20 protein-coding genes and 1 pseudogene are annotated in these 24,020 nt (G+C 60.3%); 11 read left to right on the top strand and 10 right to left on the bottom strand.

Features of this window, described 5'->3' with window-relative positions; all coding sequences use genetic code 11:
* Positions 1–3: 3 nt before the first annotated feature.
* Positions 4–303 carry a hypothetical protein gene (locus ACZ5G6_RS09920; RefSeq protein ID WP_050684098.1) on the bottom strand — a complete coding sequence of 100 codons (300 nt, stop codon included), beginning with the start codon at positions 301–303 and terminating at the stop codon, positions 4–6.
* Between the two features lie 881 nt (positions 304–1,184).
* On the opposite strand from ACZ5G6_RS09920, the gene ACZ5G6_RS09915 reads away from it, so the two are divergent.
* From ACZ5G6_RS09915 to ACZ5G6_RS09900, 4 genes are all read left to right on the top strand, one after another.
* Positions 1,185–8,963: a PKD domain-containing protein gene (locus ACZ5G6_RS09915; RefSeq protein ID WP_498691111.1), complete on the top strand. Its 7,779-nt coding sequence runs from the start codon at positions 1,185–1,187 to the stop codon at positions 8,961–8,963.
* Between the two features lie 286 nt (positions 8,964–9,249).
* Complete coding sequence (locus ACZ5G6_RS09910) at positions 9,250–10,263, top strand: ATP-dependent DNA ligase (RefSeq protein ID WP_498691108.1); 1,014 nt, start codon at positions 9,250–9,252, stop codon at positions 10,261–10,263.
* A gap of 392 nt (positions 10,264–10,655) precedes the next feature.
* Complete coding sequence (locus tag ACZ5G6_RS09905; protein WP_498691106.1) at positions 10,656–11,264, top strand: hypothetical protein; 609 nt, start codon at positions 10,656–10,658, stop codon at positions 11,262–11,264.
* Positions 11,254–11,574 (top strand): hypothetical protein, encoded by a 321-nt coding sequence (locus tag ACZ5G6_RS09900; RefSeq protein ID WP_498691104.1) that lies wholly within the window; start codon positions 11,254–11,256, stop codon positions 11,572–11,574. The genes ACZ5G6_RS09905 and ACZ5G6_RS09900 overlap by 11 nt, the downstream gene beginning before the upstream one ends.
* A 50-nt stretch (positions 11,575–11,624) precedes the next feature.
* Here ACZ5G6_RS09900 and ACZ5G6_RS09895 read toward each other — a convergent pair whose 3' ends face one another.
* Positions 11,625–12,038 (bottom strand): hypothetical protein, encoded by a 414-nt coding sequence (locus tag ACZ5G6_RS09895; protein ID WP_498691102.1) that lies wholly within the window; start codon positions 12,036–12,038, stop codon positions 11,625–11,627.
* Positions 12,039–12,243: 205 nt separating this feature from the next.
* Here ACZ5G6_RS09895 and ACZ5G6_RS09890 point away from each other — a divergent pair, with 205 nt between their 5' ends.
* Both ACZ5G6_RS09890 and ACZ5G6_RS09885 read left to right on the top strand, forming a co-directional pair.
* Entirely contained in the window at positions 12,244–12,573 is a 330-nt protein-coding gene (locus ACZ5G6_RS09890; RefSeq protein ID WP_498691100.1) for a histone-like nucleoid-structuring protein Lsr2, read from the top strand.
* Between the two features lie 330 nt (positions 12,574–12,903).
* Positions 12,904–13,770, top strand: coding sequence for an FG-GAP repeat domain-containing protein (locus tag ACZ5G6_RS09885; RefSeq protein ID WP_498691098.1), 867 nt, complete (start codon positions 12,904–12,906; stop codon positions 13,768–13,770).
* A 115-nt stretch (positions 13,771–13,885) separates the two neighbouring features.
* Here the strand turns inward: ACZ5G6_RS09885 and ACZ5G6_RS09880 are convergent, their stop codons facing one another.
* Entirely contained in the window at positions 13,886–14,746 is an 861-nt protein-coding gene (locus ACZ5G6_RS09880) for a DUF6994 family protein (RefSeq protein ID WP_498691096.1), read from the bottom strand.
* 394 nt (positions 14,747–15,140) lie between these two features.
* Here ACZ5G6_RS09880 and ACZ5G6_RS09875 point away from each other — a divergent pair, with 394 nt between their 5' ends.
* From ACZ5G6_RS09875 to ACZ5G6_RS09855, 5 genes and pseudogenes are all read left to right on the top strand, one after another.
* A complete protein-coding gene (locus ACZ5G6_RS09875; RefSeq protein WP_498691095.1) occupies positions 15,141–15,572 on the top strand; it encodes a LexA family protein in 432 nt (143 codons plus the stop codon).
* Positions 15,565–15,852, top strand: a pseudogene (locus ACZ5G6_RS09870) (Y-family DNA polymerase); the annotation flags it as partial. The gene ACZ5G6_RS09875 and the pseudogene ACZ5G6_RS09870, both read left to right, overlap by 8 nt.
* 222 nt (positions 15,853–16,074) lie before the next feature.
* The gene (locus tag ACZ5G6_RS09865) at positions 16,075–17,127 is read left to right on the top strand and encodes a tyrosine-type recombinase/integrase (RefSeq protein WP_498691824.1); all 1,053 of its coding nucleotides are present in this window, start codon (positions 16,075–16,077) and stop codon (positions 17,125–17,127) included.
* The gene (locus ACZ5G6_RS09860; RefSeq protein WP_498691823.1) at positions 17,120–17,458 is read left to right on the top strand and encodes a helix-turn-helix domain-containing protein; all 339 of its coding nucleotides are present in this window, start codon (positions 17,120–17,122) and stop codon (positions 17,456–17,458) included. Before ACZ5G6_RS09865 ends, ACZ5G6_RS09860 begins: the two co-directional genes overlap by 8 nt.
* Positions 17,403–19,394, top strand: coding sequence for a hypothetical protein (locus ACZ5G6_RS09855; protein WP_498691093.1), 1,992 nt, complete (start codon positions 17,403–17,405; stop codon positions 19,392–19,394). Before ACZ5G6_RS09860 ends, ACZ5G6_RS09855 begins: the two co-directional genes overlap by 56 nt.
* Before the next feature lie 171 nt (positions 19,395–19,565).
* On the opposite strand, the gene ACZ5G6_RS09850 is transcribed toward ACZ5G6_RS09855, so the two are convergent.
* From ACZ5G6_RS09850 to ACZ5G6_RS09820, 7 genes are all read right to left on the bottom strand, one after another.
* The gene (locus ACZ5G6_RS09850) at positions 19,566–20,156 is read right to left on the bottom strand and encodes a copper resistance CopC family protein (RefSeq protein WP_498691092.1); all 591 of its coding nucleotides are present in this window, start codon (positions 20,154–20,156) and stop codon (positions 19,566–19,568) included.
* 75 nt (positions 20,157–20,231) lie between these two features.
* Positions 20,232–20,855 carry a hypothetical protein gene (locus tag ACZ5G6_RS09845; RefSeq protein ID WP_498691090.1) on the bottom strand — a complete coding sequence of 208 codons (624 nt, stop codon included), beginning with the start codon at positions 20,853–20,855 and terminating at the stop codon, positions 20,232–20,234.
* A 72-nt stretch (positions 20,856–20,927) separates the two neighbouring features.
* Entirely contained in the window at positions 20,928–21,620 is a 693-nt protein-coding gene (locus tag ACZ5G6_RS09840) for a DsbA family protein (RefSeq protein WP_498691088.1), read from the bottom strand.
* Complete coding sequence (locus ACZ5G6_RS09835) at positions 21,620–22,531, bottom strand: cation diffusion facilitator family transporter (RefSeq protein WP_498691086.1); 912 nt, start codon at positions 22,529–22,531, stop codon at positions 21,620–21,622. The genes ACZ5G6_RS09840 and ACZ5G6_RS09835 overlap by 1 nt, the downstream gene beginning before the upstream one ends.
* Entirely contained in the window at positions 22,528–22,842 is a 315-nt protein-coding gene (locus tag ACZ5G6_RS09830; RefSeq protein ID WP_498691084.1) for a hypothetical protein, read from the bottom strand. The genes ACZ5G6_RS09835 and ACZ5G6_RS09830 overlap by 4 nt, the downstream gene beginning before the upstream one ends.
* Positions 22,839–23,687, bottom strand: coding sequence for a cation diffusion facilitator family transporter (locus ACZ5G6_RS09825; protein WP_498691082.1), 849 nt, complete (start codon positions 23,685–23,687; stop codon positions 22,839–22,841). Before ACZ5G6_RS09825 ends, ACZ5G6_RS09830 begins: the two co-directional genes overlap by 4 nt.
* Positions 23,684–24,010 carry an ArsR/SmtB family transcription factor gene (locus ACZ5G6_RS09820; RefSeq protein WP_498691079.1) on the bottom strand — a complete coding sequence of 109 codons (327 nt, stop codon included), beginning with the start codon at positions 24,008–24,010 and terminating at the stop codon, positions 23,684–23,686. The genes ACZ5G6_RS09825 and ACZ5G6_RS09820 overlap by 4 nt, the downstream gene beginning before the upstream one ends.
* Between the last annotated feature and the right edge of the window lie 10 nt (positions 24,011–24,020).

The raw sequence follows: 24,020 nt of genomic DNA, 5'->3' as shown, positions 1-24,020 counted from the left end.
CGGCTAGAAGCCCAACGGAAAGGCCGTCTGGGACCAGAGTATGTAGCCGTTGATACCGCCGAGAATTGCCGCGACAGGGCCTGTCCAAAGAAGGATTACTCCGCCACCTGAGGCAAGCCGCGACGATTGGCTGAGCTTGCCGGCCAACAGCATCGCAGCTCCGATAATGGCCACTATCGCGATGACGATGAAGGCGCCGACGAGGATGCCGCCGCCGATCTGCTTGAGTGACTCAAGAAAAGGAAAGTTCGCGTTTGGTGTGATCCCAGGATCCACCGCTGCCAGTACCATCTGGTGCTCCATCCAGTCGTCTTCCAATGGAATGAGCTGATTAGGCTCACGACTTCATGGGGGTGATGGGTGGGAACGACATGACGCCTGCCATTTTCTACGGAGGACTTGATCGCATGGGTTATGACCCACCGTCACCGCCAATGAGAAGGCCCTGCTTCCCTTACAAACAAAGGGAAGCAGGGCCTTTCTTCATGTCAAGGTTGGGTCCAGCAGTAACGCAGCAGCAACAGAAATCTAGGATCCCGCGATGAGCCCAATTCTGGGGTGCACCGCTCGGCGCAGAAAAACGATATGCATGGGTCTAGGGAGCACCCCTCCGCTGAGCACCCCCAACCGGAGGATCGTGGACGTCATGACCAAGCCTGCTGGCCGCAGCTCAGATCAAACTCACGTCGTGAATGGTCGGCTGACGACTCCAACGCAGGAGTCTCCTCCATATTCGAGGAGTTTGTCGCTGTGCGAGTCAATTTTCTCGAGCTCGTCCACCTCCACAAGTCACTGTCCCACAACATAACCGTCATTATGTTGTGGTTGTAGCGGTGTCTGGAAATTTGACTATTTTCCGAAGAATCTGAAACTTCTTGAGTGTAACGCTTGACTTTTCGCCGCGTCTATTCCCTTCAATAGCCCCGCCTATCCCCTGCGGCGTGCAACCCAACCCATGCCCTGCTGGAATCGCTCGCACCCTTGCCAATCGGCATGATCATACGGCGCGGTCAAGAGACGTCGGCACAATGAGGGGCCGGTCGTCGACCATTTATTCTCGAAGGTGTCCTCAACTGGGGCAATGTATCTAGCCACCAGAACGCCGTCCACGAGTTTGCGCGAATGCTTGACGGGTCCGATCGGCGGGGCCAGAATGAGCCCAATTGCCATCATGGTCTCCCCGGATGAATTGGGGTCTCACCATGCGCGGATACAAGTCCAATGGTAAGCAAAACTATCAACGTTCCAACCGCGCAGCCGGGAAGTCCCTGCGATCCTTCGTTGCCTCCGGAGCAGCGCTCGTGATCGTCATGTCGTCACTTCTTCCCTCGGTCCATCAAGCGTTCGCTGCAGAGGACCCACTACCACCAGGGGCCACCTTCGAAGTCAGCAACCTGAACGACTCCGGGGCTGGGTCCCTACGGGCGGCCATGACCTCGGCGCGCGCCAACGACAACACAGGAAACATTGACCACATAGTCTTCGTACCCGGAGAACCCGGCACGATCGCTTTGAAGACCGCACTGCCGCCGATCGATGAGCCGCTGTTTATCGATGGATTATCGCGCGGCATCTACGTCGACCGTCCACTGATCGAGCTGACACTCGACACTAGCGTAGCCACTGCAATATTCCCCGGACTATTCATCTCCGGCGGGAAAAGCAAAGTCCAAGGGCTAGCGATCAATGGGTTCAAGGGGGCTGGGGTTGACATCAGAGGCGCTGGGGGCAGCATTATCGAGGGGAACTTCATCGGCACGCATCTAGATGGCACTCTCGCGTCGCCAACAAATCGCAACGGAGGTGTATGGATCCAGGATTCCGCAAACAACCTGATTGGTGGCACCGTTGGTGTAACCGAGGGCGGCCCATGCACTGGGTCATGCAATCTGATCGCAGGTAACGACAAAGTCGGTATCTTCGTCGGCAACGGCAGCTCCGTTGACAATCAAATCCTCGGGAACTATGTCGGAACTGATGTGTCCGGCAAGCTGCTCAGAGACGCAACGGGGCGGAACTTCGGCAATTCTGACCATGGCATCCTGGTCAGCTTCATCACTGGAACCGGCGCGGTTGCCGCTTCCAAGACGACGATTGGCGGCGCCGGGGTTGCCGGCAATCTGATCTCTGGAAATGCTCACATGGGAATCGCCTTCTCGCAGGCACACGACAACAAAGTCTTGGGCAACAAGATCGGCACCGATGTGACCGGAACCGCTGCCCTCCAAAACGGCCTTTCGGGTCTTGCCCTATTTGACGCACCCAGCAATGAAATCGGCAGTACCATTATTGGAACGGGAAACATCATCTCGGGTAACGCTAAGAACGGAATTGAAGTCGTTTGTGCCGCCTCAAAACAAAACACAATAGTCAACAACGCGATCGGTCTTGACCACACCCGGCTTGCGGCAATCCCAAACGACGGCCACGGTGTTCTCATCAGCAGTGACTCGACTCAGTGCAGCGGGGCGGCATCCAACAATACAGTTGGCCCAGGAAATACCATCTCGGGAAACGTCACTGATGGAGTTCAAATCGGATTCGGCGCCGCCAGCAATACGATCCGCGGAAACTACATCGGCACTACAGCTCTGAATGAACACCGAGGCAACGGACGCCACGGCGTGGCCATCTTTGACTCACCCGGAACAATCGTGGGCGGAAAAGTTTCCTCAGACCGAAACGTCATCGGAGACAATGCAATGCATGGAGTTTTAGTCGGCATTGGCGGTGACGGCATGGGTTCTGACAACACAGTCATTACAGGCAACTACATCGGAATCGGCGCTCCAGGAACTGAGCCGGGATCGCTAGAGATCGGCAACGGCAATGGCAGTGACCTCACCTCTTCTCCTCCGGGGGACGGCATCGCCATCATCGACGCCAGAAATACCAAAGTCGGTGGCGTTGATCCGGGAGAGTCCAACGAGATCGCGTTCAACATCGGGGCCGGCGTTTCCGTGCGTGGTGATAGCTCATCCGGCAACACGGTGAGAGGCAACTCAATCCACACGAACGAGGGTCTCGGGATAGACATTGGCGATGTCGGCGAAGATTTGAACGACGGAAGACCCGATCCCACCAACACGAGTGGCCCGGTTGACCAAGACGCGGGACCGAATGGGAAACAAAACACGCCAGAAATATCCACCCTGCGTACGCTTGCCGGAGGAGCCGGAACAAACGTGACGGGCTTCCTCAACAGCATGGCAGGCACTTACACTATCGACGTTTACCGCAATAGCATCACCTCAGGGCACAGCCTGAAGGTGGAAGTTGGCGAAGGCAAAGTTGCAACCACGAACCACGCAACGACGATCACAGCGGACAAGAAGTCTTTCGATTTTGACCTTGCGGGAGTAACTCTTTCTGCCAACGAGTTTCTGACGCTGAGCGCGACCGACTCAAACGGAAATACTTCAGAGTTTTCCCACGACGCAGATAACGATGCACTGTACGATACGTGGGAAATGAGCGGAGTCGATGGAGACGGTGACCGAAAACCAGACTACAAACTTCCCGGCGCAAACGAATTCCATAAGGACATTTTTGTTGAAGTTGACTCGATGACCCCTTGGGCCTTTACTAATGAGCAATACACACGCATCAAGGATTCCTTCGCTGCCGCCCCGTCCGATTTGGTGTTAAATCCCGATGGTCTGAAGGGCGTCAATCTGCATATTGACAATTCTCAGAATAACCTACTGGATCAGGTTTGGACCAGCGACTGGATCGAGTTTGATGTGATCAAAGCCGCCAATTTTGCGCGAAATGACCCAGCCGCTGTTAAGGCCGCAAAAATTCTCACCCATCGATATGCCGTCGTCGGCAACACCAAGCAGGGCATCGACATTTCAGGCCTCACGGAAGGTTTAGAAGGGGCCGCGAATGATTTCCAAATCACTCTCGCCCAAGCATTTGCAACTCGAACGCGCCATGGAGGTACGTCCAAGGAACGCGAGGGCACATTCATGCATGAACTTGGACATTCGCTCGGGCTTCAGCACGGCGGCGCGCAAGTGGATTCCGTCGATAGTCGCTACAACTACAAGCCCAACTACCACAGCGTAATGAATTATACATGGCAAGTTCCTGCGACGTGCTATTTCGGCTGGACGCTAAACTATTCTGAGCAAGAACTGCCCGCATTGAACGAGAATTCTCTCGATGAGAATGATCCTGATGGTATAGGTGGAAGCACAAGCTCTCAGGCCATAATAGGTCCCCCGGGACTGACAACATCCACCAACCTCTGCGATGCCGCTACTGGAAAACCCTACCCGCGCGCAGTCAACGAAAACGGCGCCGTGGACTGGGATCCGGCAAACAGCGGTGTTGTCTCCCAGGACGTCAACCGGGTAGTCCCTGGCACCGCCTCTTCGATGGACACCCTGGAAGGCCATGAGGACTGGTCTTCACTGTTGTACAACTTCCGCGAATCGCCTCTATTTGTTGATGGGCGTCACGGGGCTAGCGTGCCCGAACGCACAGTATCTTCATTCCAGTCCAACTGGATGGAAGTGCTCGGCAATGGAGCCGCCATAGTTGACGGCAGTCAGACTGCCAATGCACACGACGGAACGGACCTCGGCACAGTTGAGACAGGGACCACAATCTCGAAGACCTTCACCATAGCAAACTACGGCGACATGAACCTCAATCTGACCGGGGGCCCCGTTGTGGACGTCGTCGGGGCAAACGCCGCCGACTTCGTCGTGATGGTCGCCCCAGCTGACGTCATCCCTGCCGGCGGATCGAGTACTTTTCAGATCCGTTTCCAGCCCTCTACTCTGGGGGCGAAAGCAGCGATGGTTAGGATCGCCAGCGATGCCTTGGATGATTTCGGCAAAGAGATTTACGAATTCGCCATCACCGGGGTCAGCGTAACGCCCGGCATCGCTCCGGCCTTCAAGACCACCAGCAGTGGCCGAAACGTTGCCCTTGCAGAGGCTGATTCGACGGTTGTGAGAACCTCCAGTCAAGCGACCAACGTTACGTTCTCACCACAAAGCATGTTCAATTACTCGCCTACGGACAGCCCTTGGCGGACCGCCACCGGGCAGACAACGGGCCAATACACCGTCCTGCAACTCGCTGGCGGAGGCACATATCTCATCGACCGTGTCAGGCTGATGCCAGACGCAGTTTCTTCAACCGTCCGTGTCAGGGATTTTGCGATCGATGTCTCCACGACGACGACCGACGACGCCGCGTTCACGACAGTACTCACAGCGACCGCAGCAGACAACGCCACGCTGCAGGACTTCCAGCTCCCCCAGCCGGTGGCCGCAAAGTATATAAAGTACCGTCCCCTCAACAATCGTGGCGGCACGCAGATCGGCACCCAACAGCTGAAGATCATGACCTCGACAGAGGGCGGGACCGCGGTTACCTTCCTCGATCGGACGGCAGCTCCTACAAGTCCGATCACAGCATGGTCATGGCAGTTCGGGGACGGCACCTCCAGCACGGAACAGAATCCCGCACACACGTACGCTGCCCCCGGTACTTACAACGTCACTCTTGTGGTGACAGATAGCAACGGCCACACCAGCACCGTCAGCCACGCTCAGCGCGTGCTTGCACCACCAACGGCAGCCATCAACCTCACTCCGGTTACCCCCACCGAGGGACAAATCGCTACTTTCAGCGCCACCGCGTCGGATCCGGACAACGGAGCGATCGTCTGGCTCACTTGGGACTGGGGTGACGGCTCGACCCCGACGGCAAGCAGTTCGGCCGGTGGGACCTTCCCGCACCGATTCAATGACAGTCTTTCTTACGGGGTAACCCTTACTGCCGTTGACGCACAAGAGCAGTCGGTGGTTATGCAGCGAACTGTAACGCCAGTCAACGTGGCACCAACAGCCACGTTCACTGTGCCGAGACTCGTATCACCAAACGGCACTCTTCGTCTGACGCTACAAAACGTATTTGATGCAGTAGGTGATCGTGACGCAGGTATTGCCTTCACCTTCGATTGCGGTGCCGGCTACGGCGCACCTCAGGTCTCGCCGGATACCAGCCTGTCCTTCAGCTGCCCTGCGCAGGGGCCCGTCGTTTACGCCGTCCGAGGCAAAGTCACTGACAAGGAAGGAGCCTCGACTGAATACAGCACGACCGTGCGGACTGCCACGATTACATTGAATCCCGGAACGCAGACCAATACGACAGGCTCTCAGACAACCTTGACTGCATTGGTCGTCGACATAGCCGGCCAGAGCGTTCCCGGCGTACCAATCATCCTCAACAGCGGTCCTAACGGCGCAGACAACGGGATTTCTACAACGACCAATGGCCCGGTCACCGGCACGACGAACTCGGCAGGTTCCGTGGCGCTGCGATACACAGGCGTGGTTTCTGGCATCGACACTTTGATTGCAAAAGAAACCCAAATCGTGGGGGCAAATCCTCCTCCGAACGCCGTGACATCCAACATTGCCACCGTGGTTTGGCGGCCGCTGATTCAGGCCGACGTCCTCGTCCTGTCTGCCCCGATTTTCGACCCATCAAGCACAGGTGCGGGAATCGAAGTACAGCAGGCGATTGCCCAGGGACTAACCGTGGAAGTTATCGGGCGGAACGGCTGGTTGGCCAAGACAACGGAGGGATTCTCCGCTTATCGAGCCTTACTCATTGGCGACGACGACTTCCTGTTCCGAAGCGATTTCAGCAGTCGGCTGGATGCGCTGATTAGTTCACGTAACGCTTGGGGCCCAGCCGTGACCGGCAACGTCCTTGTCGTCATGGCTAATGTCGCGTCAAGGTCAACGGATCCGGCGACTCAGACGCTGGTGCGGAACGCAATCAGCTTTGCTTCAGCTGTGCCGTCAGATACGGGCATGTATATGACCTTGGGGCTTGATGATTCGTTGCTTGCCCCAGGCATCGATGAATCTCCCACCTCCAGGCTCCTAGACGGACTCCATCCTGACGGCTTTGCGGTCACCAACCCAACCTGCACTCTGACTCATGATGTGCATCTTGTCGCCACACATCCTGTGCTCAATGGTTTGACGGACAGTCAACTCGGGTTGTTGCATCCGAACGCATGGTCCGGCTCTCCTGGCAACACGTGCGGCAAGGTCATAAGCCAATGGCCGGTCGAGTTCAACGTACTGGCCATCGACAAAGTGAATCCCCGTGTATTCACGGCGCCGGACGGGACGAGTGGCGTGCCCTTCATCTTCGCTCGTTCCGCCGTAGCCTCCAACGGCGCCCCGGTTGTGAACGCCGGTGACGACATCGCGATTACACTGCCCAGCCAAGCCTCACTTACCGGCACGGTCGGCGATGACGGCAAACCTGCAGGATCAACGCTCGCGTCAACATGGTCAAAATTGAGCGGCCCAGGCACGGTGACGTTCGGCAATGCCTCCGCCGCCGCCACCACGGCCACATTCAGTGAGCCCGGTGTCTACGTACTCCAACTAACTGGTGACGACAGCGCACTCTCCACCATGGACACAGTTCAGGTCACGGTCTCGTCCCTGCCCGTTCTGACCGCACCGGCTGATTTCATCGTGGCCGAGGCACCAGCGGGATCCGGGAGCGCGTCCGTGGCATTCACATTCACCGCTACAGGGACACCGGCACCCACCACGGTCTGTCAGATTGGAACCACGACAGCGGTATCGCCGGTGACGCTGCCGGTCGGATCCCACAAAATCACCTGCACCGCCACAAGCAGCGCGGGATCAGATACCCGTTCCTTCACGGTGACTGTAACTGCGGCCAACCTACCCCCGCGGGCGGTGGCGCCAGGGCCACAAACAGTGTCCGAAGGCGCCGTGGTAAACCTTGACGGCTCGGCTTCGACCGACCCCGAGGGAAACCCCCTTACTTACAGGTGGGAAGTGGCCGCGTCATCGCCAGGTGCCCCATCGATCAACATCTCACCTTCGACGTCAGCAAGACCTGTATTCACAGCCGTCGACGACGGCCAATACACGATCCGGCTGACGGTCACTGACTCTGCGGGCGCGACCAGCACTGCCGAGACCAGCGTTACAGTCAACAACGTTGGCCCCGTAGTCACGTTGGTGGTCCCTGACAACCAACTGAATAAGGGCGAAGCCGTGTCAGGAAGCGGTTCGTTCACCGACCCCGGGAACGACCAATGGAGCAGCACCGTTGACTACGGCGACAGGACAGGACTCCAGCAGGTAACGCTAACCCCCGACAAGACCTTCACTATCGCCCACACGTACAGCGCGCCCGGTGAGTACGTGATCACCACCTGCGTCGCCGACGACGACGGCAGTAAGGTGTGCGCCAACGTCAGGGTCACTGTCGCCGCAGTCTACGCGATGTACACCAGGAAGGATTCCTGCTCAGCCCCAGCCAGCATCGACTGGAGCGGCAGCCGCGGCCGGATAACCGGGGATGTTCACGCCAATGGCAGCCTCGCTATCGGCGGATCAAACAACGTCATCAACGGATCAACCACGTACCGCTGCAATCAGATCATTACCGGCAAAGGAAACACGTCCATCGGAGGACTCAACCCGGTAAATTCGGCGCCTCCACCACATTCGCCTACGCGCGCTGATTTCACTTGCACCTACACCGCCGCCGGGCTTCTTGACCTGTCCCAGAACGGGCCATGGTGGATCAACGGCAAGAGCAGCAGCGGCACGCTCGTTAGCGGAACGATCTGTGCCGACGAGATCAAGCTCAGTGGCACCGGGGTAAAAGGCAAAGTGACGCTGGTCGCCACGAAGATCAGCATCTCTGCCTCGGGCTCGGTGCTGACACCATTTGATGAAGAGGTCATCGCGTTTGCTACAGGCAGCAGCCCCGAGGCCATCAAGATTGGAAGCTCGAACAGCTCCCAATCCGGCGCCCTTATTGCACCACTGGGCGGCGTGGTTCTGGCAGGTTCCAGTAATACCATCTCCGCTGGCGGGATAGATGCATGGACAATCAACATCACAGGCAGTGACTGGAAGGTTGCCAGATGATTGCCGGCTGATGGAATCTGCCAAAGCAGAAAGCGGGCCGGCTGAGCAACTGCCGAAATGTAGCGGGCTGCGAAGCCTACGCCCAGGTTTCCGATGACACTTCACGGACTTTGAACGAGGATGCCGACACCGCCCGACCCCATCAACGCGTAGTCGGAGCCCATGACAGGAATCTTCAACACCCTCGGTGCAGCAACCAGATAGGCGCATCCTCTTTCGCGCGACCAATCGTTAGTCACATTGAAGGCTCGTTTGCTGGCGACATCCGACATCCTATCCTTGTGCCATGAGCCCGCAGCATGGGATTCTTCCACCGTCACTGCGTCGGCCCTTGAGCGTTGCACTGGCCAAGGCCGTGCCTACGCTGCCGGGGCCGAACGCCCTGCCTGGAGGCAGCTGGTACGAGCCCAAGTTCGACGGCTACCGATGTGTGCTCGTCGTCGATCAAACGGTCGCCCTATGGTCCCGACAGCGCAAGGAGCTCACCAGATACTTCCCGGATCTAGTCTCGGCCGCAGAGCGACAGCTTCCAGAGGGCTGCATCGTCGACGGCGAGGCTGTCATCTGGAACAACAACCGGCTGGACTTCGACGCCCTCCAGCGCAGGATGGTCACCGCCAAGGCAGAACTACCCGCTCTGGCCCGTCAGTTGCCGGCGACGTTCGCTGCCTTCGATGTCCTGGCTGTGGCCGGGCAGGACACCCGCAGTGTGCCGTTCTCAGATCGCCGGGCGCTGCTGGAAGAACTGGCCAAAGACTGGACGCCGCCATTGGAGCTCTCCCCCGGCACCACTGATCCTGAGCTTGCCCACACGTGGTTCGAAGACCTTCCAGCCACAGGTGTAGAAGGCCTCATGGTCAAGGGCCTCTCTCAGCCGTACACCCCTGGAGTGCGCTCCTGGATGAAAATCAAGCACCGCGATATTACTGACGTGGTCTGCGGGGCCGTCATTGGCAGTATTTCCCAGCCGCAGGCCATCGTTGCCGGGCTAAATATGAATAGCCAACTCCGCATCGTCGGGCGCTCAACCGTGCTGGCAACCAGCGCTTCACGTGAGCTGGCACGGTACCTGCGCCCTGCCCAAGCAGATCATCCATGGCCCTCAGAAATCAACGAGAGTCTGCTGAACAGGTTCACCAAGGACAAAACGGCAGTGCGTCTTACCCGCGTGGAGCCGCTTGTCGTAGAAGTATCAGCAGAAGTCGCCTGGTCCGGGAATGTCTACCGGCATCCGCTACGATTCCTGCGTGCCCGGCCCGAACTGGATCCGGCAGAGGTGGAACTACCTTGGCGGGGATGATGCAACCGTCCAGGTATGCAATTAGCAGAAAACTCCCCATGGTCCTGTTAACGCAAGAACCCACGCACGTGGCGTGGGCTCTTCGAAGGGGCGCGCAATCCATTATTTCAGGAACCGCTACCGAGGTAATAATATGCAGGACGCCATCGGTAAAACAAAATGGATTTACACGTTCGAAAGACTAAAGTGTCGTCCGACTGACCTTGCTCGAGCCACTCGTTGTTTAAGTTTCCGCAGACGTCGCCCGGTCCGGGCAGGCTTTTCAGGCATTCGCTGCGCTTTCTGCGCGCCAGACCGGAACTGCCTCCCCATGACGTGGTCTTGCCCTTTGATAGGGATGAAATCCGCTGACTGGACGTGACAATTTCATCAATTGCGCGCAGGCTGGTCCAATGGGGGAAAGGGAGCGCGGGCAGGCCGCTGGGCAGCGGCGCGAGGCGCGGTCGGCGTCGTTTGCCGTTGCGATCCTCTACGTAGCCAGGGTCGTCACTTCTCTGATGTTCATCTGTGGGCTCGGTCTGGTTATCTGGATGTACTTGTGGTCCCGGGCGGTCATCGAGACATACCCAGTCGAGCCTGACAATGACGTAACACGCGGGTTCTTCATCGGCATGGCTGGCGGCCTTGGAATAGCGGGACTCTCCCTCGTGGCCCTTATGGGCTTAACGCGCGGAAGGCGCTGGGGCGGCATTGTTGATGTGTTCCAGTGGGTTGTCATTTGGTTGCCCTTCTCATTTGGCCTTCAACAGTTCACTGCTAATGCCTTCGCAATCTCCACCACCGTGTCCCTGGTGGGTGCGCTGGTGGGCGTGCTGGCGTTCGTTGTTGCACCGCGAGGCCGCCTCCCCGCAGGCTGGCGCGGCATGAGAATTGGACTTGAGAGCTCTGAAGCGAGTGCCCCACAACTCTATCGTCGGCCAAATGGCGGGCGTAATCTGAGTGGAATTCACTACCATCCAGCAAAAACCGGCAGAAGGGAACGTCCACGGCATGAGCATTAAACACGAATGGAATCGGCTCGACTCCGAGATCCGTACATGGCTCTTGGAGAATCCGGCAAGCCTCGTTCTGCCCGAAGCTCTATCGAGCAGGATCGGCAACGAAGAATACAAGGACGTCGAGTACGACGTGCACGGGCAGGTTGTACTTACCCGCGATGATCATGATTTCCTCCGGGACAAAGCGGAGGCCGCCGGCACAATCCGCATTCCGGACACGGAATACCGCTTCTTCGACACGGCGCCAATACCAGTCATCGGGACACCGTCCTCTGGAAAGCATGCCCAAGAGTCGGCCGATAAATCAAGGTAGGGATCAATGAGCCCACACTTTGCCGCATACAAGTTGCTGCTGACAGACCGCTAACCAAGCCGGGCATAGATCGTGCCCAAATACCAAGCGGCAAGACCGAAACCAACAAACCACGCCAAGGAATGAGGCCACCTATCCCGATGCTGCTCCTCAGGGGGCTTCGACCTCGCTCCAGTGGCCGGGCTGATGGCCAATGGGAGTCTCTGGACCTTAAAGGGGAAAAGTGCCAACGAGGCGAGCAGGGCGACGGCGGATATATAAGCGGTTCCTGGTAGACCCTCAAAAGCAGTCAACAGCGGCAAGGTGAGCATGACCAGGGCAAGGAGCGCTATACCGACGAGGTGGATTGTTTGTAAAGTCCATTCTGTCCTGGAACCACTCTTGAGAATTAAGCCGAATCGCCCGGACCAACCGAGTCCGTATCCAAAGATCACGAACACTACGAGAATGATGATCTTGGTCATGAGCAATATTTTCGCATCTGAGAAATAGTAGTGCGAACCAGCGATGAATCATTGCTGTTCGGAAGCAATGGCACGGAGTTATCCAAACACATATATCCACCTGTGCACAGCGTTTGCAACTTCGAAAGCCAGCCTCGAGCCCTACATCGCTGCGTCCTGAACAGCACGGAAAACGAAGCTCGCTATCAGAACCTATAATTCTGTAATGGTTCAAACACGAGTTATTGCGATCCTTGATGATCTTGACGGAACACCATACGCCGCTCCGCATGAATTCAGCCTTGATGGAGTGCTATATGAGATCGACCTGTCTGAGGAAAAATTTCAGAAGCTGTCAAGTGGCCTGGGCCCGTTCATAGCCGCCGCCCGGAAAACAAAGTCCCCCAGCCGACGCAGTCAGCAGGCCCCCCGCGCGACAAATCGCGAGGAACTCACGAAGATCCGCGAATGGGCCAACTCCAACGGTTACCAGGTCGCCCTCCGTGGCCGCGTGCAACACCATGTCATCGACGCCTACAGAAGTGCCGAGTCCTGACACGATGACTGATACTTACAGGGATCCCGGGAGTATGTCGCCGATGACATCCGCACGCTGATTTCCGAGGTGATGCACGCCTGCGATTCGGCCGGCGGACCACTTTCGGGAACGCATTTGAGCTCTTTGAGGAATATCCAGGGTTCGGAAGCTTCGCTGTGTGCCGCGCCGTCAAATGTGTCAGTGTGATGGGCGAACAGGGACTCTGGGGTGCGCCGCCAATTTCGATGAAATTTCGCGGTGCATTGATGCTGATCCGTTGTCGCTATGGGTTCAGCCGAGTAAGGTCATGAACGCCATGGTCACGAGGTAACACTATTGGGGGATCAAATGCGTCGCTTAAGCCGACCTGCTGCCGCTATTTTCGCGATGATCGTTACCGCTTTGGCCCTTGCTGCCCCTGCGAAGGCCCAGGACGATTCGTGGCATAACTACGTCCAGATTTGGTGGGATTACGGCGAAGTCTACGCCGATCTCCTTGCTGCCCGGGACGACGGGATGATGATCTTCTATGAAGGCAAGCCCAATTGGGAAAGCCAACCACTTACGGCTGGTCGCGGCGTCGGTACGGAGGTTGATGCCTTACTCACCCCGGGAGACTGGAACGGGGACGGCGCTGCTGACTGGATGTATCGAAACAGCGATGGTGGGTTGCATGTTCGCGGTGGATGGGGCGACGGATACGCCAACAGAGATTATTCGGGGCAAATCGGCTGGGGCTGGGACGTTATGACGGCACTTACTTCACCGGGCGACTGGGATGGGGACGGATCCCCCGACGTCCTTGCCCGGGACAGCACAGGTGCCCTCTGGATGTACAGGGGCGACGGCACCGGTGGATGGATTCCGGGGCGGATACAGGTTGGCTGGCAATGGAATGTCATGACATCCATCTTCAGTGGCCACGACTTCAACGCTGATGGCTTCGGCGACGTGATTGCCCGGGACAACGCAGGGGGCCTGTGGCTCTACCCTGGGAACGGGAGCGGCGGCTGGAAGCCCCGGACGCAGATTGGCTGGGGCTGGGACGTAATGGACCTCATGGCCGCACCGGGTGACTACGACTATGACGGGAACGGCGATGTTATCGCGCGAGACCACCAGGGTACGATGTGGCTCTATTCAGGCAACGGTAGCGGCGGATTCACCTTTACCAGCAGGACCGTCAATATCACTACACCGAAGGTGTTCGGCTAACCTCAAACCCACCAACAAAGCGCGCTCCCCAAGGCGTGCGTGCCCTTGCGTTGCACCCCCCCGCGACGCCTGCTGCTGCTCCGGCCACCTTGAATGCCGGTTCATTTTTGATCCCTTAGTTGTTGTCCTCAAGGCGGGGTCGCATCCAAGGGTTACGAACCTCAATCTCGGGGTGATGTTCCGTGACCCACTCCGCCATCCGACGCCCCCGTCCCGCGATGAACTGGAGCGTGGCCTCCCGGTATGTCACGTATTCATCTCTTGTGGCCGGTGTCCCGGGAATCTCGAATTTGCCGAAGGTCATGTAGAACCGAACGGCTTTGTAGTCGGGCGTCACAAGGTCTTGAAAGTGGAAGAACTCTACGAACTCCTTGAACCCGTCGAAGAGTGCGAAGAAGTCCTTGTAGGCGTCGATGACGGCAAAGAAGTCCCTGTAGGCGTCTTTGAGGGCGCCGGCCGGGGGATCCTCCGCCTCTGTGCTGTAGTGACGCCGAATGCACTCAAGGGTGAGGTCCATGCGATCGCCAATCAGCTGACCTGAGGGACCGAATCCCCTCGCCTGGTTAAGTGTGGTTTCGCCCGCCCTGACGGGCCAAATCATTGCACTTCCGATGGTGTACGGAGGGTCAAGGTAGCGGGATTTCTGGCCCTGGCTCAGGTCGGCCATAGCTTTGGCCAGAAGCGCCGGACGCGACCTCCCGGTGTAGGAGCTGGTGATGGCGTCGCTGCCGTAGCAATACCTCTTCTCGGAGGCGTCAGTAAAGATGAGGTACTCGCTCTTTCTGGGTGTCACCTTTGGCGCGAAAAGGACGCCGGAGCGCAGTTCCTTGGTCCACAGCAGCTCGTGGTCCCACCGGAGCAACTGGCTGTCACTGTCAGCGTCAGGTTTGGTCCTTGAGGGTGTGTCCGTCTTGTAGTCGAACGAAGTGTCGAAGACGCGTGGCAGATGGTGCTGCGGGTATTTCGGATACCTCAAGATTCCCCCCAAAGACCAGAGTGATCAGACGCGTTCATCGTACGGGAGACAGGATGTCACCGCACTGGTTTCCACGGACTTTAAGATTTGGTTGACGAGGCCAGAAGCACCGCCGGGCTGACCCGAATGGCGCGCGTAGTGACTGATCAAACCTCACTGCCCGGCTTACTTACAGTCGAGCGGGCAGCCGAGGAGCTCAACGTGAAGTCGAGCCTCGTCCGGTGGCTGACAGGGTTGGAATTGGGGATCCACTCAAGTGTTTATTCGCAGGCCCACCATGGCGGGAATCGTTCCGGCACATCATGCAGTCGGCTGCAACTTGGTGGAGCGCCTACTTTGTCGGAGCTTGGCAGTACACTGAACTATCGAACATATATTCGAAAAAAGGTGTGTTGTGGGCGTGATGGTTGGCCCCCGTGTGATAGATGCGGGACTCTCTGTATTGACGGTGTTGCTGGCACCCGTTGCGGTGGCTGCAGGTTTCCCCTCGCCGGCCCAGGACTACTTCGATGGCCGTATTGATTTGAACGAGCACCTCATCAAGGATGTGACCAGCACGTTTATCGTCAGGGTCACCGGCCAGTCCATGGAGCAGGCCGGTATCAGTGACGGCGATGAGCTCATCGTGAACCGCGCGCTGGAGCCCACGGACGGTTCTGTGGTCGTGGCTGTCCTTGATGGCGAGCTGACCATCAAGAGGCTCAGGATAACCGCCCACGGTGTGGTCCTGCAGGCCGACAACCCGGACTTCCCTGACATCAAGGTTCCAGCGCTCTCGGACCTGAGCATCTGGGGCGTTGCGACACGGTGTTTGCACTATGTCTAAGCCCGCGGTGATGCGCCGGATGCAGGAGATAGCCCACGTGGACGTGAACTGTTTCTACGCCTCGGCTGAGCGCGCGTTCAATCCCGCGCTGGAGGGCAAAGCGGTTATCGTTCTCTCCAATAACGACGGCTGTGCTGTTACACGGTCGCCGGAAGCCAAGCGCCTGGGTATTGCCGTGGGCGACCCGTGGTTCAAACTGCGTCCGAGGGCCAAGGAATGGGGACTGGTGGCCCTGTCCAGCAACTATGAGTTGTATGGCGACATTTCGGCGCGCGTCATGAACCGTGCACTGTTGCAACGAATGCAACTGTCGACGTTTGCAACCGAACACTATTGATGATCATGCGAGACGCCACGACCGACGCTATCAAGGAAATTCCGCGGCCCACGCGACGGGATTTGACCAGATGATGCATCTGTCCGTACTTTGTTGTATGTAATGCAACAACATGACAGCCCCGCACGCGCCCTGAAACTGCTCTCGTCTGCGTCGAACGTCGCGATGATGAACCCCGAGCAGACGGTTTTCGAGGCGATGATCGATGGCTGGCGGAACCAGCAGCTAAGCCGCGGCCTGAACGTGGCGACGATCCGATCACGATGCGCGATCATCGCCCGGTTCCGCGAGTTCTCCGACAAGCCTCCGTGGCAGTGGAGGGTCAGCGATGTTGATGAGTTCACCGCTCAGATCGGCGGTGACGACAGGGCCCTGTCTACGATTCGGCACTACCACGGCGCGATTCGCGTCTTCTGCGAGTACATCACCAGCCCGCACTACGACTGGATGGAAATCTGCGAGGCACAGTTCGGAGAGGTGCCGTCACAGGTGTGCCTGCCCTGGAACACGGTCGCGCATCGCTTCGAGTTCGAAGGCCGGGCGGCTCGGCGCCCGCTCACCTACGAAGAGCTCCAGGCGCTGTTCGACACGGCTGATGCGCGGGTTGACACACTGGCGGCCTCAGGCCGGAAAGGTGCTCTCGGGGCGCTGCGTGACGCCCAGCTCTTGAAGACGGTGTATGCCTTCGGTCTCCGTCGCACGGAAGCGGTGAAGCTCGATCTCGCTGACCTTCATCACAGTTCCGCGGTGCCGGCATGGGGACGGTTCGGGGCGGTTCATGTCCGGTGGGCGAAGGCCGCTGGAGGCGGTGCTCCCCGGAGACGAACGGTCCTGCTGGTTCCCGAGTTCGACTGGTGGGTGCCAGGAATGCGGCAGTGGGTCGACGACGCACGGCAGAGATTCGCACCCAGCGGCCTTGAAGCGATCTGGGTCACTGAGCGACGCACGCGCGTGTCAGCTGGCTTCCTCGACCGCCGTTTCGCGGCGTTACGGGACGAGGCCGGCTTGCCGAAGGCCCTCACCCTACACAGTCTTCGGCACTCCTACGTCACTCACCTGCTCGAGTTCGGTTACGCCGAGCGCTTTGTGCAGGAGCAGGTCGGTCACATGCAGGCCTCATCAACGTCGATCTACGCGTCGGTGAGTTCTGATTTCAAGAACCGGGTACTCAAGAAGGCATTAAAGAATCTTGTAGAAGGAGATGGTCGTGATGATTGAACTGGAGACAACCTGGAATCTCCGGTCGGTGATGGCTTCCCGGGGAATCTTCCAGACTTCGAAGCTCGGACCGCTTCTGGCCGAGCGAGGAATCGATCTATCCCGGGAGCAGGTGTACCGGCTGGCTGCCCAGACGCCGCAACGCGTGCGGTTGGACGTGCTCACTGCCCTCTGCGACGCTCTGGAATGTTCCCTGGATGACCTCGTATCGGTGAAGCGCAGCGAGGTGTCGACTGAGCGCATTACTGTCGGTGAGCAGACACGGGGTTCCATCGGTGATCTCCGTCCAGTCCGCGCCACGATTCGGCGTCCTGGACCTGGACAGGTTTGAGGTGGCCGATCAGGGCTCTGCACAGCAGGTGCTGGAGATCGTCTCACTCATCCACGACGCGGCTCCGGAACTCTTAGCGACAGACATCGAGAAAGTCGTCATGGAGGTCGCTCCCGTGGAGCGAACACAGCGCCTCCTCCAGCTTGCGCTGATCAAGCAGCCAGGGGTCCTGCAAGGCGAGCATCGGAACGTCCCAATCACCGTTCAAGACCTGTGCCATGCGCTCGTCACGGCCGGCGCCCGCGGCATCGTCCTTCCAGCCTGCGAAGGGTGCGGCCGGCACCTGCGGCTGCCCCACAAGGCACCCGGTGGAGGGCGGCACTGCTCACGCTGCGCCCGCAATCACAACTCCACGGCCTGCGCAAGGTGCGGTCTCGTCCAGCCAGTACAGCGCAACATCGATGGGGAGCGATTCTGCAGGGCGTGCTGGCGGGCCGACCCGAGGTCATTCGATACCTGCTCACGTTGCGGCGAGCTAGCGACCATCGTTGTTCGTCGACCGGCGTTGGTGTGCCTCGAGTGCTACACCGCGCCGGTGAAAGCATGCTCGTTGTGCCACCGGCCCGGTCGGGTGGCAACCCACCTCGAAGGACAACAGGTTTGTGCCCGCTGTTACTACGCCATGCGGAACCCACGCCAATGCCCCGGGTGCGGTCAGCGGCGGATGCTGACGAACCTCTGGCATGACGAACTGGTCTGTGCCGAATGCGCAGGTGCCCCGGTCACACTGGCCTGCCCCGGCTGCGGTTCGGTCGAGGAATCACGCAAACATCACCTCTGCGCTCAGTGCCGCCGACCCATCATCGTCCGTCGGCTTCTCTCCGACGAGACGGGCGAGGTCCGGGACACCCTGCGACCCGTGGCCGACTACCTCAGCTCCCACCATCCAAGAGCAGAATCACTGAGCCGCTGGGCAGACAAGAGCAGCGGCGCAGCCACACTCCGCGAACTCGCCAACGGCACGCTGCCGCTGGACCCGGACGCAATCATCGAACGCGCAGGCTCAGCCCAGTCAGTCTCATTCTTGCTCTCACTGCTCGTACTGTCCGGCATGCTCCCTGACCTGGACGTCCAACATTCACGCTTCGAACATTGGCTTCGCAGCTGGCTCGCGTCTCTCAGCGAGCCAGAGGACCGGCTCCTCCTACGCCAATACAGTGCGTGGGGACTCAACTCCACAGCTCGCAGCACCCCGCGGGCCAGCGCCAAGGCCCGATATCAGAAACAGCGCGCCACCCTGAGGTACTGCGCCGAGCTCCTTCAATCCATCCGCGCCCGCGACTACTCGCTGACGACCTTTCCGCAACGGGAACTCGATGCCTTCCTCACAGGCTCACCGGGCCAACGGGACGCGCTGGCGCCCTTCACGCGGTGGCTTCGTCAGAACCGGATGAGTCGCCTCCGCGTTGAGCACCGCAAGAACCAGCTCGCAGGGCACGGATTCGCGTCCGACCACCGCTGGCAAATGGCACGAAGGTTCCTGCAGGACAAACAGATACCACCCGTCGATCGGGTTGGGGCCCTCCTCGTGCTGCTCTACGGCATGCACCTGACCAGGATAGTGGAACTCGAACGCACCCAAGTAAATGCCGGGCCGGGACGGGTGACCCTGACCATCGGCAAGGACCCCATTGAGCTACCCGGTGCGCTCGGAGAGGCCATCACGGACCTTCTCAAGCAGAGCCGTCATCGTTCGGACAGATGGCTTTTCGTCGGCAGGAACCCTGGTGCGCCCCTCACGGCCGGCGCGCTCAGAGGCAGGCTCAGCCGTCACGGGATGCAGGCCGGCAGCGCCCGAGCCACGGCGCTCCTTGAGCTCGCCCAGCAGATGCACCCTAGGGTTCTGTCGGATCTCCTGGGAATATCAACAACCTCAGCAACCGCGTGGTGGCGTCTCGCCGGCGGCGACTGGGCTTCCTACCCCGCCCTCCGCTGAGATCGTCGTGCTGCCCGGGCGGCTGCACAGACGCGCGGTGACCTTCAGTCAGCTACTACACGAACAAGAGCAGTGGGTTTGTCCAATTCGTTTGTGGGGGTGTCGTGGTCCCGGTGCAGCATCGTGCCACCGACTGTCCCAGGATTCGGGGCGGCGGCACGATGCTGTCTTCTAGGATTCCAGCTTGGTGGCCTGCCGCTTCCTGGCGAGAAGGATGAGCCCGCCGACGGTGGCGACGATGGCCGCCGCGATGCCTACGGTGAGCGGGGCATTGTCGTCGTTGGGCGTGATTTGCGCCGCGGACGCCGGGGCTGTCGTGCTCGTTGCTTGAGATGGCGTCACGGATGCTGTCCCCGAGGCGGCCTGTGCGGGGTTCTGGACGGTGAAGGAGTAGGAGCCTTCGATGGGGTGGCCGTCCGAGGAAACTGTGCGCCAGAGGACTTTGTGTGGGCCGTTGGCGCCTTTTGCGATGGTGGTGGAGATGGTCGGTCCGTCGACGGTGACCTTCCCGTCGCTGAGGGTTTTTCCGCTGGGGTCGGTGACCATGATGGTGCTCAGATTCAGCTTGGAGGCATCCAGGGGTGGCTCAGACAGGGTCAGGGACACCGTGTCGGGTGCTGTTGTGACGGTGGCGTCTTTGCCCGGTGCGGTGGATGTTATGGCGTCGTGGGCCAGCGCGGGCCCGGCAGTGAAGGCCGAGATGAGGACGGCTGCGGCGAGGGCCAGGCGGATGCGGGTTCGTCGTTTGTTACGAGTGTCCATTGTGGGTTCTGCAATTCTTCTCTGCGATGGGATGAACGGGTTTCGGCCTGCCATGGCAGGCCGAGGACCGTAAGGTCAGGGCGTGCCCGGCGGGCGGACAGCATCCTCTGGAGGTCCTCGCACAGGCGGCCGATCGAAACTCCATGTCCGGAGCATCCTCGTGTCATCACCGGTCACCGGCAGCTGGACTTTGGCCCCGAGGGTGGCCGCTTCCAAGGGGGCAAAGAGGGGCCGAAGCCAGCGGGCCAAGGCCCAGAGGGCCGCTTCGCCGCGTGCCATAAGCAAGGCCGTGGCCAGGGTCGCGGCAAGGTGCAGCCCGAGCATCACGGGGCTGGTGTCCGCGGAGAGATGCTCGTGCGGCACCGCCGTGCCCGAGGGAAGGGGAAGCGCTGCTTGCAGCCCGTGCCCATGATGGGCCGTGCCCGAGAGCGGACTGCTGGTTCCGGCAAGGGCGGAGAAGGCCAGGTGCAGGGTGAACTGTCCAGCCGCCAGGTAGACGGCAAGAACAGGGAAGGTCATTTTTCTGCCGGCCAGCATGACGGCGGTCAATACGACGACGGCCCAGAGGGCGGCCGTGACCGGGGCCGCAGGAAGCTGGCCGCCGGCGAACAGGTGCGCCGTCGTCGCCAGGAGAAGGGTGCTTGCTGCAACAACCAGGGCTCGCGGAATCCGGAACGGGGCCTGCGCACGGGCCGTCATGCAGTGTTCCTTCCTGTCCTGGGTCATGCATGGCTGTTGCGCCCGCTGACTGGGCGGGTGTGGAGTGGTTGCTTACTTGGTAGCGTCGGTGAGCAGTTGGCGGAACTGTTCTTCGCTGTTGAGGGTGAGCATTTCCCCGTCGAGGAAGAACGTCGGGGTGCCCTTCACACCCAGGGCGGTTCCGTCCGCAACGTCCTTCTTGATCCGTTCCTTGGTCTTGTCATCGGCCACGGCGGCGTCATAGGCGGCCAGGTCCAGTCCCAGTTCCTGGGCGAAGGTCCTGAACAAAGGCGCCTGGGAATCCTGTTTCTCGCCCCATTGCGGCTGGGTCTCGAACATCTTGGCGTACATCTGCTCGTATTTGCCCTGCTGGGCCGCGGCCTCGACGGCCAGGGCCGACGTGGCCGAGTTCCGGTGCCCCGGGAGCGGGAAGTAGCGGTTGACGAAGGTGATGCGGTCCCCGAATTCCTTCTTCAGTTCCTCGACCAGCGGCTGCGCGGCCCGGCATGCTTCGCATTCAAAGTCCAGGAACTCGACCAGCTGGGCCTTCTCGGTCGCCGGTGAGGTGACACGATGGCTGTCTTCCCGGACCACCTGGGCCTGTGCTGCCGGCGTCGGTGCGTCCGGAGCGGGCTTGCTAGCGGTGAACACGGCATACCAGATCGCCCCGATGCCGACGAGGAGGGCAAGAAGGACCCAGGTGAAGACGCGTACCTTCTTGGCGGTGTCCATCGGCGGGGGCGGGGTCTTGACTGTCTGGGTCATCAGTGGTGGATGCTTTCCTGGTCGCGGTGGGCGGCGGGTTCTATTTGAAAAGTGGAGTGTTCGACGCTGACGTCGAAGTGTTCGGCCACACAGCTTTGGAGATCCCCTAGGATGCCCGCGGCGTGGCCATCGGTCATGCAGCCGTCTTCGACCGTGACGTGGGCTGACAGCACCGGGGTTCCGGAAGCCACGAGGGAGGCGTGCAGGTCGTGGACGTCGATGACGTGCGGCAGCGCCAGGATGTGCTCACGCACCTTGGCCAGGTCCAGACCCTTGGGAGTGGCCTCCGTGAGGACGTTCACGGTGTCGCGCAGCAGCTTCAGGGTGCGCGGGATGATCAGGACGCCGATGAGCAAGGACACGACGGCATCGGCTTGCAGCCACCCGGTCACGGCGATGATGATGGCCGCGATGATGACAGCCACCGAACCCAGGGCATCGTTGAGGACCTCCAGGAATGCGGCCTTCATGTTGAAGTTTTGGTTCCTGCCAGAGGACAGGACCACCAGGCTGACGGCGTTGCCGGCCAGGCCGATGATGCCGAACCACAGCATCGCCGATTCCCCGACGTCCGGGGGTTCGAAGAGCCGTCGGATGCCTTCGACAATGACGAAGCCACCGACCGCAAGCAGCAGGGCGGCCTGCCCCGCCGCAGCGATGATTTCGGCCCGCTTGTAGCCCCACGTGCGCGTGAGCGTGGCGGGTTTCAGGGCCAGGGACGCCGCGATCAGGGCTATCAGCAGCCCCGCCGAATCGGTGAACATGTGTCCGGCGTCGGCCAGCAACGCCAGGCTTCCGGTCAGGAATGAGCCGATGATTTCGGCCACCATCACCGTGAAGGTGATGGCAAAAACGGTGATGAGTTTGCCGCGCCGGGTCGTTCCGGCGTCCGCATGGTCGTGTCCGCTCATGCTCCGGAACCGGAACTGCGCACGGCGGCGCGCAAAGAGTCACGGGACGGCAGTCCCGCCATCCCGTGTTCAGTCAGGTACACGCGGCATGTCACCGCGGGCTCAGCCTTTGAGGGAAACACGTCCCGTCCTCCCGCGATGAATGATGGCGAGCCGTGGAAGCCCAGCTCCCGGGCCTCGTCCTCGGAGCTCACCTCGCGGACATTCACCTCGACGTCCCGGCCCTCCTCGGCCACGACGCTGCGGTAGAGCTCAAGGGCCGGAGCACTGTTGGGGCAGTCCGCAATGATGCGCACTTCGTAGTTCGTCATAGCTGAACCTTCCCGAGTCCAAAGACCACGGATTGGGGACGGGGTTCGGATCCGCACTCGTCGCAGCAGCCGGAATCGGCTGCGTCCGCATTCACCATGACCTTCTCCGCTGCGGGGTCAGCTGCGGCCGGATGCTCCGAGGCACCGGAGTTTCCCGCGTCCGCATCCGCGGCCGTGCAACAGTCATCGCTTTCTCCGGCGAGGGCTGCCTCGGTGTGCGGGAAAGTGCAGCAGACATCGCCGCGCCAGGCGTTGATGCCCTCGCGGACGGCGATGACGGCAATGACCAGGGCGGCGCCGGCGTCGGCCCACCACCAGCCCAGCGTGCTGTTCAGGACCAGACCAGCGAGCAGCACGGCGGAGAGGTAGGTGCAGAGCAGGGTCTGCTTGGAGTCGGCGACGGCGGTCCGGGAGCCGAGTTCGCGGCCGGCGCGGCGCTGGGCCCAGGACAGGACGGGCATGATGGCCAGGCTCAGTGCCGCGATCACGATGCCGGGCGTGGAGTGCAGTGCCTCGCCGCCGCCCGTCAGTGACCGGACGGCGTCGACGGCGACGAACGCCGCCAGGGCGAAGAAGGAAACGGCGATGATCCGTAGCGTCAGGTGTTCGCGCCGCTCGGGGTCCTTGGCGGAAAACTGCCAGGAGAGCGCCACAGCGGAGGCCACCTCGATCACGGAGTCCAGTCCGAAGCCGATCAGCGCGGCGGAATCCGCGACGCCGCCGGCCCAGAGCGCCACGATGGCCTCGATGACGTTGTAGGTGATGGTGGCGGCGGCGAAGATCCGGATGCGGCGGCTGAGGACGGCGCGGCGGGCCAGGTTGGGCACAACCTGCAGTGCGGTCATACCAGGCACTCGCCATCAGGGGCGCAGCAGGCGGGATCCACGGCGAGCACGACGCCGAGCAGGTCCGTGATCGCATGGCCCAGCCGGGCGTCGGCCAGCTCGTAGCGGGTCCGCCGCCCATCCGGAACGGCCACCACCAGGCCGCAGCCGCGAAGGCACGTCAGGTGGTTGGACATGCTTTGCCGCGACACCCCGAGGGAGTCGGCAAGGTCCGAGGGGTAGCCGGGTTCCGCGGCGAGGGCCAGCAGGATCCGAGCCCTGGTGGGGTCCGAGACGGCGTAGCCGAACCGCGCCAGGACCGGGGCGTGCGTGAGGGTCTCCATACAACCAAAT

It is taken from the genome of Arthrobacter sp. TmtSoilC51, from assembly GCF_055388015.1.
This window is presented reverse-complemented; position numbering and strand designations above follow the sequence as displayed.